At 51.5% G+C, this 15,762-nt stretch carries 10 protein-coding genes; 7 read left to right on the forward strand and 3 right to left on the reverse strand.

Annotated elements, in window-relative coordinates:
- Positions 1-286 precede the first annotated feature (286 nt).
- Entirely contained in the window at positions 287-2,941 is a 2,655-nt protein-coding gene (gene gyrA / locus WKJ03_RS15805; protein ID WP_337843202.1) for a DNA topoisomerase (ATP-hydrolyzing) subunit A, read from the reverse strand.
- Positions 2,942-3,130: 189 nt separating this feature from the next.
- On the opposite strand from gyrA, the gene ubiG reads away from it, so the two are divergent.
- The 7 genes from ubiG to WKJ03_RS15840 all read left to right on the forward strand — a co-directional run bounded on the left by ubiG (position 3,131) and on the right by WKJ03_RS15840 (position 14,437).
- Positions 3,131-3,841 carry a bifunctional 2-polyprenyl-6-hydroxyphenol methylase/3-demethylubiquinol 3-O-methyltransferase UbiG gene (ubiG, locus tag WKJ03_RS15810; RefSeq protein ID WP_337843203.1) on the forward strand — a complete coding sequence of 237 codons (711 nt, stop codon included), beginning with the start codon at positions 3,131-3,133 and terminating at the stop codon, positions 3,839-3,841.
- A complete protein-coding gene (locus WKJ03_RS15815; protein WP_337843204.1) occupies positions 3,835-4,500 on the forward strand; it encodes an HAD-IA family hydrolase in 666 nt (221 codons plus the stop codon). Before ubiG ends, WKJ03_RS15815 begins: the two co-directional genes overlap by 7 nt.
- Before the next feature lie 353 nt (positions 4,501-4,853).
- A complete protein-coding gene (gene nrdA / locus WKJ03_RS15820; RefSeq protein ID WP_337843205.1) occupies positions 4,854-7,142 on the forward strand; it encodes a class 1a ribonucleoside-diphosphate reductase subunit alpha in 2,289 nt (762 codons plus the stop codon).
- 71 nt (positions 7,143-7,213) lie between these two features.
- On the forward strand, positions 7,214-8,344 hold the full coding sequence (gene nrdB, locus WKJ03_RS15825; protein WP_337843206.1) for a class Ia ribonucleoside-diphosphate reductase subunit beta: 1,131 nt from the start codon (positions 7,214-7,216) through the stop codon (positions 8,342-8,344).
- 1 nt (position 8,345) lies between these two features.
- Complete coding sequence (gene yfaE / locus WKJ03_RS15830) at positions 8,346-8,600, forward strand: class I ribonucleotide reductase maintenance protein YfaE (protein WP_337843207.1); 255 nt, start codon at positions 8,346-8,348, stop codon at positions 8,598-8,600.
- A gap of 163 nt (positions 8,601-8,763) precedes the next feature.
- Complete coding sequence (locus WKJ03_RS15835; RefSeq protein WP_337843208.1) at positions 8,764-11,415, forward strand: family 16 glycosylhydrolase; 2,652 nt, start codon at positions 8,764-8,766, stop codon at positions 11,413-11,415.
- Positions 11,416-11,485: 70 nt separating this feature from the next.
- The gene (locus WKJ03_RS15840; RefSeq protein WP_337843209.1) at positions 11,486-14,437 is read left to right on the forward strand and encodes a TonB-dependent receptor; all 2,952 of its coding nucleotides are present in this window, start codon (positions 11,486-11,488) and stop codon (positions 14,435-14,437) included.
- A 55-nt stretch (positions 14,438-14,492) separates the two neighbouring features.
- On the opposite strand, the gene WKJ03_RS15845 is transcribed toward WKJ03_RS15840, so the two are convergent.
- A complete protein-coding gene (locus WKJ03_RS15845) occupies positions 14,493-15,065 on the reverse strand; it encodes a YceI family protein (RefSeq protein ID WP_337843210.1) in 573 nt (190 codons plus the stop codon).
- Positions 15,062-15,613 carry a cytochrome b gene (locus WKJ03_RS15850; protein ID WP_337843211.1) on the reverse strand — a complete coding sequence of 184 codons (552 nt, stop codon included), beginning with the start codon at positions 15,611-15,613 and terminating at the stop codon, positions 15,062-15,064. Before WKJ03_RS15850 ends, WKJ03_RS15845 begins: the two co-directional genes overlap by 4 nt.
- Between the last annotated feature and the right edge of the window lie 149 nt (positions 15,614-15,762).

The raw sequence follows: 15,762 nt of genomic DNA on the forward strand, positions 1-15,762 counted from the left end.
GCTGTTCAGCGCAAGCGCTGTCGCAGCCGGATGGGGTCGGTTTTAGAATTGGCTCCTGCCAATTCCCCTTCGGGCCGCCCTTCTGCTGTTAAAGCAGGCGTCCTGCCTGCTTTTGCTTTGTGGTCCTTTCTTTTATCGATATAAAAGAAAGGACCTCGCCAAAGGCGAAACAACCATGTTCAAGGCAAAGAAAATGTCGACTCTGCAGCATAAAAAACAATGCCAGTCAGCTTCACTGACTGGCATTAAAGTAAAACTCCGGTTCTTTTATCAAACTGCGTCGATGTTATTCGTCGTCAGCCGGCACTTCATCTGCGTCTGATTCAGCATCAGCAGCATCATCCGCATCCACCACTAAGGCAGCGGCTTCCGCCCGCGCTTCAGCTTCGGCGGCTTCCAGTTCTTCCTGATCCTGGATCTCGTCAATGCGCTGTACGCCCACAACTTTTTCACCTTCGATGGTACGGATCAGAATCACACCAGCGGTGTTACGACCCACCAGTGATACTTCTTTCACCCGGGTACGGACCAGCGTGCCTTTGTCTGAAATCAGCATGATTTCATCCAGCGCACTGACCTGCACAGCCCCCACCACCAGGCCGTTCCGTTCAGACACTTTAATAGAGACCACACCCTGAGTGGCACGGCTCTTCTGCGGGTACTGATCCAGCGGCGTGCGTTTGCCATAGCCATTTTCAGTCACGGTCAGAATAGCGCCATCGGCTTTGGGCACTATCAGGGAGACGACCGAACCACCTTCACGCAGTCTGATCCCACGCACACCTGTTGCGGTGCGGCCCATGCCTCGTACCTGCTCTTCGTGGAAACGTACCACTTTACCGTCGTCGGAGAACAACATGATCTGGCTGTTGCCGTCGGTGATATCCACACCGATCAGCTGGTCGCCTTCGTTCAGGTTCACCGCGATAATGCCGTTTGAACGTGGACGCGAGTATTCGGTCAGCGCTGTTTTCTTCACTGTCCCATTGGCCGTCGCCATAAAGACGTATTTGCCTTCTTCGTATTCACGCACCGGCAGAATGGCGGTAATACGCTCGTTTTCTTCCAGCGGCAGCAGGTTCACAATAGGCTTACCACGGGCCTGACGGGATGCCAGCGGCAGCTGGTACACTTTCAGCCAGTACAGGCGGCCACGGTCAGAGAAACACAGAATAGTGTCGTGGGTAGAGGCAATCAGCAGCTGGTCAACGAAGTCTTCGTCTTTTACTGTCGTCGCGGCTTTACCACGGCCACCACGGCGCTGCGCTTCATAATCGGACAGCGGCTGGTACTTGGCATAGCCTAAGTGCGACAGGGTTACCACTACGTCTTCTTCGGCAATTAAGTCTTCCATATTGATATCCAGCGCATCGGCCTGAATATCGGTGCGGCGGGCATCGCCATATTGGGCTTTGGCCGCCTCCAGCTCTTCGCAGATCACTTCCATCAGACGCTCAGAACTGGCCAGAATGTGCAGTAATTCAGCAATCAGCGCCAGCAGCTCTTTGTACTCGTCGAGGATTTTCTCGTGCTCAAGGCCGGTCAGTTTGTGCAGACGTAAATCCAGAATGGCTTGCGCCTGTTGTTCCGTCAGGTAGTAATAACCGTCACGGATACCGAAGTGCTCTTCCAGCCATTCAGGGCGGGCTGCGCTTTCACCGGCACGTTCCAGCATCTCCTGCACATTGCCCAGCACCCAACCACGCGCCACTAAACCTGCTTTGGCGTCAGCCGGGCTGGCCGAGGTTTTAATCAGCTCGATAATTTCGTCGATATTCGACAGCGCAATGGCCAGACCTTCCAGAATATGGGCACGGTCACGGGCTTTACGCAGGTCGTACACTGTGCGGCGGGTCACCACTTCACGGCGGTGCAGCACGAAACATTCCAGAATTTCTTTTAAACCCAGCAACTTCGGCTGGCCCTGGTCCAGCGCCACCATATTGATACCAAACACCGTCTGCATTTGGGTATTGGCGAACAGATGGTTCAGCAGCACGTCACTGGATTCACCACGTTTGACTTCGATGACGATACGCATACCGTCTTTGTCCGACTCGTCACGCAGCGCACTGATGCCTTCAATACGTTTTTCTTTGACCAGCTCGGCGATTTTTTCAATCAGACGGGCTTTATTCACCTGGTAAGGAATTTCAGTGACGATAATAGATTCACGGCCGGTTTTATCGTCGGTCTCCACATGGGTTTTCGCGCGGATATACACCTTGCCACGACCAGTGCGGTACGCCTCTTCAATACCACGACGGCCATTGATAATAGCGGCAGTCGGGAAATCCGGGCCTGGAATATATTCCATCAGTTCAGGAATAGTGATGTCCGGGTTGGCAATAATGGCCAGACAGGCATTGATCACTTCAGTAATGTTGTGTGGCGGAATATTGGTCGCCATACCCACAGCAATACCACTGGAACCATTGATCAATAAATTCGGGATCTTGGTTGGCAGTACTGCAGGAATTTGTTCGGTGCCGTCGTAGTTCGGCACAAAATCAACGGTTTCTTTGTCCAGATCAGCCAGCAATTCCTGGGTGATTTTGGCCATCCGCACTTCGGTGTAACGCATGGCTGCGGCAGAGTCGCCGTCCACCGAACCAAAGTTGCCCTGACCGTCCACCAGCATATAACGCAGAGAAAAAGGCTGAGCCATCCGCACTATGGTGTCGTACACAGCGCTGTCGCCATGCGGGTGGTATTTACCTATCACGTCACCGACCACACGGGCGGATTTTTTATAAGCTTTGTTCCAGTCGTTGCCGAGTTCCTTCATCGCGAACAAGACACGACGGTGTACCGGCTTTAAGCCATCACGCACATCAGGCAAGGCCCGCCCTACGATGACGCTCATCGCGTAATCGAGGTAAGAGTTCTTTAATTCCTCTTCAATATTAATGGGAACAATTTCTTTGGCCAAGTTAGTCATAAACAGCTTTTTTCCCTTAAATCAATAAGATAACCTGCGTTTCTTACTGTCATTAGTCGCAGGACAAAGGCGGATTCTACCACCGGAACGAGCACCTTGCCATGGTGAACCGCTTTTGTACAGCGCGACTGACGATTGCTCAAACAACAGGAGTCCTTATAATGACAAAAAATTTTTCTGAGACTGGTTATGACTTCTGCATCTAACGTCGACTCCACCGAAATTGCCAAATTCAATGACATCGCGTCCCGCTGGTGGGACCCACAAGGCGAGTTTAAACCGCTGCATCAGTTAAACCCGACCCGATTGAGCTACATTGCCGATCAGGTACAGGGGCTGTTTGGCAAAACCACCATTGATGTGGGTTGTGGCGGCGGCATTCTGGCCGAGTCGATGGCGAGGGCCGGTGCTGTGGTGACCGGTATCGATATGGCCGATGAAGCTTTAACTGTGGCCCGCCTGCATGCTTTAGAAGCTCAGGTGCAAATCAGCTATCAGCAAAGCACAGCGGAAGCTTTTGCCGAAGCGCACCCTGCAGCATTTGACCTGGTCACCTGCATGGAAATGCTGGAGCATGTGCCTGATCCGGAATCTGTGATCCGCGCCTGTGCAGCTCTGGCCAAGCCAGGCGCTACCCTGGTGTTCTCAACACTGAATAAAACCTGGAAGGCCTACGCGCTCGCCATAGTGGCGGCTGAGCGGCTGTTAAAGTTGGTACCCCAAGGTACTCACGAATTTAACAAATTTATCCGCCCGTCAGATTTAATGCGCGCCATCGAAAACGCCGGGCTGGAACTGGTGGATGCCACAGGCTTGCATTACAACCCAATCAACCAAAGCTTTAAAACAGGTCCAGGCCTGGATGTGAACTACTTTGTAGTGGCACGCAAGCCATGCTAAAGCCAAACCAGGCGGTGCTGTTCGATTTAGACGGCACCTTAGTGGATACAGCACGCGACCTTGGCGCCGCGCTCAACCATGTGCTTCAACTACATGGCAAACCTGTCACTCATTATGAGCAGTACCGGCCTGTCGCCTCCCATGGTGTGCGCGGTTTGCTGGAATTGGGCTTTGGTCAATCATTGCCGGATTACCCCTATGATTTGCTGCGCCAGCAGTTTCTTGATTACTACCAAGAGCATAATGGCGACACCAGTGTGCTGTTTCCAAGCGGCGCTGAGCTATTGGCTTTTTTGCGAACTGAGCAGATCCCCTGGGGCATAGTTACCAATAAACCGTATCGTTTTGCCGCGCAGATTTGCCGCGCTTTGCAGTTGACTGACTGCCGTATTCTGATTGGTGGTGATTCACTGCCTGTGCGTAAACCTGACCCCATCCCACTCTGGGTAGCGGCCCATCAGTTGGGCATGGCGCCAGCCTATTGCTGGTATCTGGGCGATGCTGAACGCGATATAGAAGCAGGTAGACGGGCGGGTATGCACACTGTACTGGCTGGCTTTGGTTACCTGGCCGAAACCGATCAACCCGAATTATGGCAAGCAGACTGCCAAATCGACAGCTTGCTGCAACTGACAGATTTCCTTCATAAAACTGTTTAATTTTCCAGCAAAATGGCCAGTGACTAAACACTGGCTTTTTTCTGTCCAGATAAAAAATCGACGAACAAAAGCTGAAGTTTTTTTCTTAAGATCTATTGCATCCTGAAGGTAGGTTTCGGTTACGCATTTTCAGCGTTAGCAACCACTAACATGCCTGTTTTTTCGCCTCTGCAAAGGGCTTGCAATCGGGGTGCAACCCCTCTATCTTGTGATCCGTTCACCTGTAAACCCAAGATGTTGTGTCACACCGTGCGCTAACACCATAGGCATAGAATTGGGTTGAATTGATCGTTCTTTTCTTCAGAAAAAGCGGTAGAAAAAAAGATAACAATACAGAAGGAATCTTGGCTCAAATGACTCAACCATTATACGTAACCAAAAGAGACGGTCAGCGCGAAGCGTTAGATCTGGACAAAATACATCGTGTCATCGACTGGGCGGCGGAAGGCTTATCCAACGTTTCAGTGTCTCAGGTTGAGTTAAGGTCACATATTCAGTTTTACGACGGCATCAAAACCTCAGACATTCACGAGACCATTATTAAGGCCGCTGCCGATCTGATTTCCAAAGAAACCCCGGATTACCAGTATATGGCCGCCCGTCTGGCCATATTCCATTTGCGCAAAAAAGCCTACGGTCAGTTTGAACCGCCAAAACTGTACGACCATGTGGTAAAAATGGTCGAAGCCAAACGCTACGACGCTCACATTCTGGCCGACTACACGCCGGAAGAATTGACGCAGCTGGACAGCTTTATCCATCACGAACGGGATATGGATTTCAGCTATGCGGCCGTAAAGCAGCTGGAAGGCAAATACCTGGTACAAAACCGCGTCACCGGCGAAATTTACGAAAGTGCGCAGTTCCTCTACATGCTGGTTGCGGCCTGTTTATTTGCCAATTACCCAAAAGCCACCCGTCTGGACTTTATCCGTCGCTTCTACGATGCGGTGTCCACCTTTAAGATATCTCTGCCGACGCCCATTATGTCCGGCGTACGTACTCCAACCCGTCAGTTCAGCTCCTGTGTACTGATTGAATGCGGTGACAGCCTGGATTCCATTAATGCCACCAGCAGTGCCATTGTAAAATACGTGTCTCAGCGCGCTGGTATTGGGATTAACGCGGGCCGTATCCGTGCCTTGGGCAGCCCAATCCGTAACGGCGAAGCCTTCCACACAGGTTGTATTCCGTTTTACAAACATTTCCAGACCGCGGTGAAAAGCTGCTCGCAAGGCGGAGTACGTGGAGGCGCAGCCACCCTGTTCTACCCGCTGTGGCATCTGGAAGTTGAATCTCTGCTGGTGCTGAAAAACAACCGCGGTGTGGAAGAAAACCGGGTGCGTCACCTGGACTACGGTGTGCAGTTTAACCGCCTGATGTACACCCGGATGATCAAAGACGACATGATCACCCTGTTCAGCCCATCCGATGTACCAGGCCTGTACGACGCCTTCTTTGAAGATCAGGAAAAATTCGAAGAGCTGTATGTCAAATACGAAAACGATGGCAGCATCCGCAAAAAACGTATTAAAGCGCTGGAGCTGTTTACACTCTTTATGCAGGAGCGTGCCAGCACAGGCCGTATCTACCTGCAGAATGTGGATCACTGCAACACGCACAGCCCCTTTAATCCAAAATACGCACCGGTGCGTCAGAGTAACCTCTGCCTGGAAATTGCGCTGCCGACCAAACCGCTGGAAGATGTGAACGACCCGAATGGTGAAATTGCACTTTGTACCCTGTCAGCCTTTAACCTGGGCGCCATTTCGAACCTGGATGAACTGGAAGAACTGGCTGAGCTGGCGGTGCGTGCGCTCGACAGCCTGCTGGACTACCAGGACTACCCTATTCCGGCTGCTTACCATGCCAGCATGGGTCGCCGTACTTTGGGTATTGGTGTGATTAACTACGCCTACTACCTGGCGAAAAATGGTGTGAAGTACTCAGACGGGTCCGCCAATGGCCTGACGCACCGTACCTTTGAAGCCATTCAGTATTACCTGATGAAAGCGTCTAACAAGCTGGCCCGTGAATTTGGTGCTTGCCCGAAATTTAACGAAACCACTTACGCCGAAGGTATCCTGCCGATTGATACCTACAAAAAAGACCTGGACAAAGTCTGTGCTGAACCACTGCAGTATGACTGGGAACAGCTGCGTAAAGATGTTGTACAGTATGGTCTGCGTAACTCCACCCTGTCGGCGCTGATGCCGTCAGAGACCTCATCGCAAATTTCCAATGCGACCAACGGCATTGAACCGCCACGTGGCCATATCAGCATCAAGGCCAGTAAAGACGGTATCCTGAAGCAAGTGGTGCCCGAGTATGAGCGACTGAAAGACAGCTACGAGCTACTGTGGGATATGCCAGGTAACGACGGTTACCTGAGCCTGGTGGCCATTATGCAGAAATTCATCGACCAGACCATTTCTGCCAACACCAACTATGATCCGGGTAAGTTCGACGGCGGCAAAGTTCCAATGAAGCTGCTACTGAAAGATTTGCTGACGGCGTACAAGCTCGGTGTTAAAACCATGTACTACCACAACACCCGTGACGGTGCGTCCGATGTGCAGGAAGATTTAAAACCTGCGGCAGTTGAAGACGATGGCTGCGCCGGTGGCGCCTGCAAAATATAATAATTAAACCGGGGCCTGACAGGCCCCGCTGTTGTTTCTGTTGTGGCACGAATACTAAGAGAATTGCGTAAATGACTTACACCACCTTTAACCGGACCAATAACGACCAGTTAAAAGAACCGATGTTTTTTGGTAACCCTGTCAATGTGTCGCGTTACGACCAGCAAAAGTACGGCATCTTTGAAAAACTGATCGAAAAGCAGCTGAGTTTTTTCTGGCGTCCGGAAGAAGTGGATGTCAGCAAAGACCGTATCGACTTTCAGCATTTGCCTGAGCACGAAAAACATATTTTTATCAGCAACCTGAAATACCAGACCCTGCTGGACTCTGTGCAAGGCCGTTCGCCAAACGTCGCTTTGTTACCTATCGTCTCCTTGCCTGAGCTGGAAACCTGGATTGAAACCTGGGCCTTCAGTGAAACCATTCACAGCCGCAGCTACACCCATATTGTGCGTAACATCAGCAACGAACCGCACAAGGTGTTTGACGACATTCTGGAAAACGAACGCATTATTGAGCGCGCGGACGAAGTCACCAAGTACTACGACGACCTGATCGAAGCCATTAATGTCTACCACCTGCACGGTATTGGTAGCCACCAGATTGAGGGCAAAACCCATCACATCAGCCTGCGTGAGTTAAAACGTAAACTCTACCTCTGTGTGATGTCAGTGAATGTGCTGGAAGCCATTCGTTTTTATGTCAGCTTTGCCTGCAGCTTTGCTTTTGCTGAGCGTGAGCTGATGGAAGGCAATGCGAAAATCATTAAACTGATTGCCCGCGACGAAGCGCTGCACCTGACCGGTACTCAGCATATGCTGAATATTATGGCCGCCGGTGAAGACGACCCGGAAATGGCCGAAGTGGCCAAAGAATGCGAAGAAGAAGCCTACGCCATTTTCCGCCGCGCCGCCGAGCAGGAAAAACAATGGGCAGAATTTCTGTTTAAAGACGGTTCTATGATTGGCCTGAATAAAGACATTTTGTGCCAGTATGTGGAATACATTACCAATATCCGTATGGCGGCCATTGGTATGAAGCCGGTGTTCCCAACCACCCAAAACCCTATTCCCTGGATCAATGCCTGGCTGGTGTCTGACAACGTTCAGGTCGCGCCACAGGAATCCGAAATCAGCTCTTATCTGGTTGGCCAGATCGACAACGAAGTCGATAGCTCCGACTTCGGCGATTTCGACCTCTGATATGCCCAAGGTACTGGTCAATGGCCAGCTCTGCGTTGAATTCAGCGCGGAGCATGGCAGCCTGCTCGACGCTCTGGAAGCCGGCCAGCAGCAGGTGAATTACCAGTGCCGTGAAGGCTACTGCGGTGCCTGCCGCTGCAAGCTGTTAAGCGGCACTGTGACCTACCTGAATGAACCTTTAGCTTTTGTGCGTAAAGGGGAGTTCTTGCCCTGTTGCAGTGTCCCTGCCGGCGATATTGAAATCGAAGTTCCCTGAACCTCAAGTTGCTCACCTGAATCCAGAAAAAATAATTTTTGCTTTTTTATTGACCAACTCTTGATCTGCAAATACGCTCTTGAAAGCGCTTACAAAGGCGTAGGCAGCACAAAGTGTTCACTCTGAGCTGACCTGATAACTAAATAACAACAGGGCAAGAGTTATGATAAGACGGACTATTTGGGTTGATGCGTTCTGCATCAGCCTCGTATCTTTTGGGTTAATCAGCTGTGGCGGCGGCGCTGAAACCCAGACCAATCCTGAAAAAGTAAATCCTTCTGAACCTGTATCAGCCTGGACTTTAGTCTGGAGCGATGAGTTCAGTGGTTCAGCCATAGATGCCAACAAGTGGAACTTTGAAGTGAACTGTGCTGGCGGTGGCAACAATGAAAAGCAATGTTACACCGCCAATAAAGAAAACGCTTTCATCAGTGATGGGATGCTACATATTGTCGCCAAACCTGCCGCTGAAGGCGCAGAAAAACCTTACACCTCAGCCCGTCTCACCACCAAAAATAAGGCTGATTTTAAGTATGGTCGGATGGAAATGCGGGCCAAACTGCCTTTTGGTCAGGGTTCCTGGCCTGCATTCTGGATGATGCCGACCGAGTCTGTGTATGGTGACTGGCCCCGTTCAGGCGAAATTGACATTATGGAAGCGGTCAACCTGAAAGTGAAAGACAGCGCCGGGCTGGTGGAGTCCAATGTGCACGGCACCTTGCACTATGGCAAAGCCTGGCCGGCCAACCAAAGCTCCGGCAAAAGCTATCAATTGCCGGGCGGCGCCAACCCGGCGGATGACTTCCATACCTATGCCGTTGAATGGCAACAGGGCGAACTGCGCTGGTATGTGGATAACTACCTGTTTGCCACCCAACGTCAGTCGGAAGTCCGTTTTAACAGCAAAGGTGAAGCCGTCGGCCTGAAGCACAAAGGCTGGTTTACTGAGTACTTCAGTCAAACCGATGGTGCACTGAAAACTTTCTGGAGCATCGCGCCGTTCGACCAGGAGTTTTTCCTGATCCTGAACCTGGCGGTAGGTGGTAACTGGCCGGAAAACGTCAATAACAAAGGCATTGACGCCAGCGCTTTTAGCAACGGCCAACGTTTTATCGTCGATTATGTCCGCGTTTACCAATGCGCCTCAAACCCGGACACAGGCAAAGGCTGTGAAACCATCCGCCCGGGGTACGATAAGTTGGATGATGGCCTGGTGGAAGGCAAAGCACCAGTACCAGTCCCGCCCTCAGATGGTGTGGCGAAAAACCTGACCATTTTCGACGGCACACCCAACCCAAACTGGGCTGCCTGGGACTGCTGTGGTGGCACGACACCCTCTGTTGTGACAGACGCTCAGCAAGGGCCTGTGATGGAGTTCAAAGTTGCCGCTGCTCCCACTGTCAACGGCTTTACCACCAGGGCTGAATTTATTACCGACCCTGCCGGTGTGCCTTCCCCCTTTGATGCATCCCCTTTACTGGAAACCGGCACCTTGAGTTTTATGATGCAAATGGTGTCAGCCCCCAATAACCCGGCGGCGGCCTGGAAACTGAAAGTCGAAAGCAACAATGCAGCCACTGCGGTTGAACTCGATTTATTCGCCAGTGCCGAGGGGGTCTCCCCTGCGGCAGGTGTATGGCAACGTTATACCTTTCCATTAAAACAGCTGGCAGAAGCCGGGTTGGATCTCTCCGCCATTGATGTGGTGATGATCTTCCCTGCCTGGGGCAATGGTGAAGGCGCTGTGTACCGGATTGATGATCTGGCCATAATGGGCCCGGCCAGTACCAAACCCAAATTGGTGTTGTTTGCTGACCAGGAAAATACAGACTGGCCTATGTGGGACTGCTGCGGTGGCTCTGACCCTACAGAACAAATGGACGACGCCAGTCATGGGGTGACTGCGGAGTTTCGCATTGGCGCTACACCTACAGTGATGGGTTTCATCACCAGAGCCGCCAATGGGGGTACAGATAAACCTTTTGACGCAACCCCCTTGCTGGACGGTGGCGTACTGCGTTTTGAGATGAAGGTGGTCAACGCACCGGCAACGGCAGGCGCGGCATGGTTTGTCAAACTGGAATCCAACAATGCCGCTGAAGCCATTGATTTTAATCTGACCGAAAGTATCGAAGGTCAGGCTCCTGTCACAGGCCAGTGGCAAACCTACAGCTTCCCTGTGGCCAAACTGGCCGAAAAAGGCCTGGACATCAGTGCCATTGATGTAGTGATGATTTTTCCTGCCTGGGGTTCAGGAGAAGGCGCCGTCTACCGTATTGATAATGCGCAGATTTACGACCCGACGGCTGACGCAGAACCAGGCCTGACCCTATTTGCTGACCAGGTTGCAGAACAGTGGAGCATCTGGGATTGCTGCGGTGGCTCCACCCCAACAGTGGAACAAGACGACACGGACCATGGGGCGACGGCGCAGTTTATCGTCGGTGCAGCTCCCACTGTGATGGGACTGCTGGCCGATGACGACGTTTATTACGACGCAAGTGCCCTGCTGTCCGGCGGTATGGTCCGTTTTGACATGAAAGTCATCTCTATGCCCAATGACTCTTCTGCTCAGTGGTTGTTCAAAATTGAAGGCTTTGATGCAGCATCCGCTGTTGAACTCAAACTCAGTGACAGCCTGGAAGGGAAAAACCCGACACCAGGCCAATGGCAGACCTACAGCTACCGGCTGCAAGATTTAGCAGACAAAGGCCTGGACGTCAGTGCAATAGACGTACTGATGGTGTTTCCAGCCTGGGGCGCCGGCAATGGTGCTGTCTACCGGCTCGATAACGTCAAAATCAGCCAACAATAACAATGAATAAGACCCGCATACAGGCGCAGAAATGACGCGCCTGTGCTGCGCATAAGCAACAGGTTTAATTATGAAAATCAGACAATTTACACCCAGCCAAACGGCTCTGGCCGTCGCCATAGTTCTGGCATCCGGCACCAGCTCAGTGTTGTATGCACAGGAGCAGCCAAACGCCCCCGAGGCTCAGGACAAAAAAGTAGAAGTGATTCAGGTCAAAGGCATTCGTGGCAGCTTGATCCGCTCCATGGACATCAAACGTGAATCCAATGGTGTGGTCGATGCCATTTCGGCCGAAGAAATGGGCAAATTTCCCGACACCAATCTGGCTGAGTCTTTGCAGCGCATTACCGGCGTGTCGGTCAGCCGTGCCAATGGTGAAGGCAGTCAGATCACTGTACGTGGTTTCGGGCCGGATTTTAACCTGATCACCTTAAACGGCCGGCAGATGCCCGGCACAGGTTATACCCGATCATTCAATCTGGAAAACCTGTCCTCTGAAGGCGTCAGTGCCCTGGAGATCCAAAAAACAGCCCGGGCTGAAAACCCCAGTGGCGGCCTGGGGGCAACAGTCAACATAGTCACCACCAAACCACTGGCCAATCCGGGTCAGCATGGCTCAGTCTCCGCTAAAGGTATTTATGACAGCTCCAATGTCAAAGGCGACGATGTCACCCCCGAACTGGCCGCCGTGTACAGCAACACTTTTGACGATGAACGTTACGGTATAGCCTTTTCATTTTCGCATCAGCAGCGGGATTTTCAGAAACAACAGGCCAATATTCAGGGCTGGCAGGCCAATGTGGCCTTGCCCGATCTGGACCCTGAATTTGTTGTCGACCACAGGCCCACAGGGGCTAATGGTGAAAAAACAGGCCACTACTATTTCCCGAAGGACATGAACTACGGTATTGAAGATATTGAACGCGAGCGAACCAATGGTCAGCTGACCTTGCAGTTTGCTCCAACTGATAACTTTGTCGCCACTCTGGATTACACCGCCACGAATGCGGTCACTGGGGTTGAAAGTATAGGCTGGGGCATTTGGAACGAGTTTGGTGGCAATATCAATGCGTACGAGCTGGATGCAAATGGCACAGCCGTCTATGCCGATATTGGCGGCAATGACGGTTCCTTCACCGCCAACCGGGGCACAACGGAAATTGACGCCAAGTCCATTGGCCTGAATCTGGACTGGACCCTGAACGACGACTGGCAGTTTGCGCTGGATTACCATGACTCAGACAACAAAGCCGACAATGGGGCTGATAAAGGTCTGGGCAGTCAGGGGCAAATCATTCTTGGTTCAGACCAATTGATCACCAAGTACTACGATTACCGCACCGGCGAGGTGCCCCAGGCCTGGATCCTGTGGAAAAATGGCAGCAATGAGTTAAGCCCGGGTGAAATTGATTCCAACTTCAGTCAGTTCACCCATTCCCCCGGCGAAACCACTATTGAGCAGTTGCAACTGAAGGGTCAGTGGACCAACAACGATTTCAACATTCCGCTGGTGAACCTGAAATTCGGTGTTGCGCGCACGGAACAAAGCATGGGGGGCCATTCGGGCTGGAGCGGTTTGCGAGGTGGCCCAGGCTTTAACCCCGCCTACCCGCAGATTTTTCCTGACAGTATGTTCACGCTGCACAGCACAGCCGGTTTTCTGGATCAGTTTTCTATGGGCAGCCTGAATCCACATTACTACTACAGCTACGATTTTGACGAAGCGCTGTCCCGCCAGCTGGCCTTTCTGACAGAAGAGGTCATGGGCGCTGATGTCTATTCGATTGACCCTTATATTGACGGTATCGACAGCGAAAGCTATGTGGAAGAAATCACTAGCAGTATTTACCTGCAATCCCAATGGGATACTGAAGTTGCCGCCATTCCGCTGCAGTTCAATATAGGACTCCGTTACGAAGAAACCGACGTGACAAGTACAGTACGCCAACGTGTAGAAACCCAGGTGAACTGGGAAAGTCCATCGGAATGGATCACTCACTATCAACAAGGTGGCACCGACAACTTCCTCGAACAACAAGGCCGGCATGATTTGTTACTGCCGATGTTTGATCTGAAAGCCGACCTTTCCGATGATCTGGTGGCGCGGTTTTCCTGGGGTAAAACCATTACCAGAGCCCCACTTGGTTTGCTGGCCGGTGGCCGCACTCTGAGCGGCAGCCCGAAGCCAGGTTCGCGCAGCGGCAGTCAGGGCAATACCAATTTGTTGCCTTTTGAATCCACCAACCTCGATTTCACACTGGAATACTACTATGCCGAAGGCAGCTATGCGGCGATAGGCTACTTTCGCAAAGACGTCGATAATTTTATTCAAACCACCATTACAGAAACCACCATAGAGGGTTTGCATGACATTCTGAATGGCCCACGCTACCAGCAGGCGGTCAGGGATATTGAGGCCCGCGGTGAGCAAGCCACCAGTACCGCCATCTTCGAACAGATGCTGGCCAACGGTGCCGGCAATGCGGAGGGTAAAATTGAACCTACCGCAGCAGACCCGTTGATCGTCTGGCAAATCAGCCAGCCAGCCAACACAGATGCCAAATCGGTCGATGGTTATGAGTTGGCTATTCAGCATCTGCTTGGTGAGACCGGCTTTGGCATGGGTGCCAACGCGACTTTTGTGGACGGCGACGTGGAGTTTGATGTGTACAGCCTGCAACAACAAGCGCCTTTAACCGGCCTGAGCGATTCGGCCAACCTGCAGGTATTTTATGAGCAGGATGGCTTGTCCGTAAAAATTACGTACGCCTGGCGTGATGAGTACCTGATAGGCGTAGGTCAGTCACAAGGTTCAGCAGATGCGCCACCGCAGTTTGCTGAAACTTATGGTCAGTGGGATTTAAGTGTGAACTACGAGCTGACACCAGAGCTGACCGTCTTTGTTGAAGGGATCAACCTGAATAACGAAACCGAACGGGGTTATGGCCGCTTTAAAGAGCAGTTCCTGTTTGCCCGTCAGTACGGACCGCGCTATTCAGTGGGGGCACGTTACCGTTTCTAACGGATGGGAAGTGAACTGCAGAGCCCCGCTTGCGGGGCTCTGTTATTTTTAACTGTTACTTACGAACGCCTTCAACCACCAGATCCAGATAAATAGTTTCGGATGCCGGGCCTAAAATGTTTTTAATGCCAAAGTCGGACAGCTTGATTTCGGTGGTGCCGTGGAAACCAGCGCGGTAACCACCCCATGGGTCGTTGCCTTCCCCTGTTTTGCTGGCGGCAATGGTGATTTCTTTGGTTACACCATGAAAGGTAAAATTGCCCACCAGGTCAAACTTACCCTCTGCTTTGGGCACCACTTTGGTGCTGCTGAAGCTGGCTTTCGGGTAATTGTCTACGTGCAGGAAATCAGCGCTGCGTAAATGCTTGTCACGTTCGGCGTGGTTGGAGTCAACGCTGGCCGTATCGATTTCCAGCTGAATTTTAGCATCAGCCAGTTTGGCCGCATCATAACTGAAGGTACCTTTAAAGCTATTAAAACGACCATGAAGCCAACTGTAACCTAAATGGCTGACTTTAAAATTCACAAAGGCATGAGCGCCGCTGGTGTCAATTTCATAATCTGCGGCCTGTAAAGCCGGGGCCATCATCACGGCAGACAACAAAGTTGCCAGAATTAACTTTTTCATTGGTTTATTTCCTCATTTAAGTTTGAGCTGAGCATACGTTTTAACGTCAGGTCTTTATCTACAAAATGGTGTTTAAGAGCCGCCAGCGCGTGCAGCACAACCAGTGCAATCAGGCTGTAAGCAGCCCACTGATGTACCAGACCAGCCCGATCGGCTTGCTGGTCAAACAGTTGTCCTAATGAGGGCAATTCGAACCAGCCAAATACTTCAATGCCGCGTCCATCCGCTGTTGAAATCAGATAGCCGCTGCAGACAATCAGTACCAGCAACAGATACAAAGCAGCATGAGCAAGATGACTCGCTGTTTTGACCGCCTTGCTGTGACCGGAGACTGGCTCTACAGGCCCATTGTTCAACCGCAGCAACAAACGCCAGAGCACCAGCAGTGCCAGTACCAGCCCGACGCTTTTGTGCCAGAATGGCGCAGTTTTGTACCAAGGGCTGTAATAGGTCAGCTCCACCATCCAGAAACCGGATGCAAAGAGGCCAATCACCATCAGGGCCACTATCCAGTGCAGGCTGATTTGCAGCCGGCTATAGCTTTTCATAACAGAGCTTCCGTTAGTTCAGTGAACTCAGCTTATCGTTTCGTTTTTCGAATTAAAATCGCTAAAAATAGCTAATTTAATTTAATTTTTTAGAAAAATTTGACCCAATGACTAGTTTTACAAACAAAAAAAGGAGCCTTACCGGCTCC

This window comes from Rheinheimera sp. (assembly GCF_037442525.1).
Classification (GTDB): domain Bacteria; phylum Pseudomonadota; class Gammaproteobacteria; order Enterobacterales; family Alteromonadaceae; genus Pararheinheimera.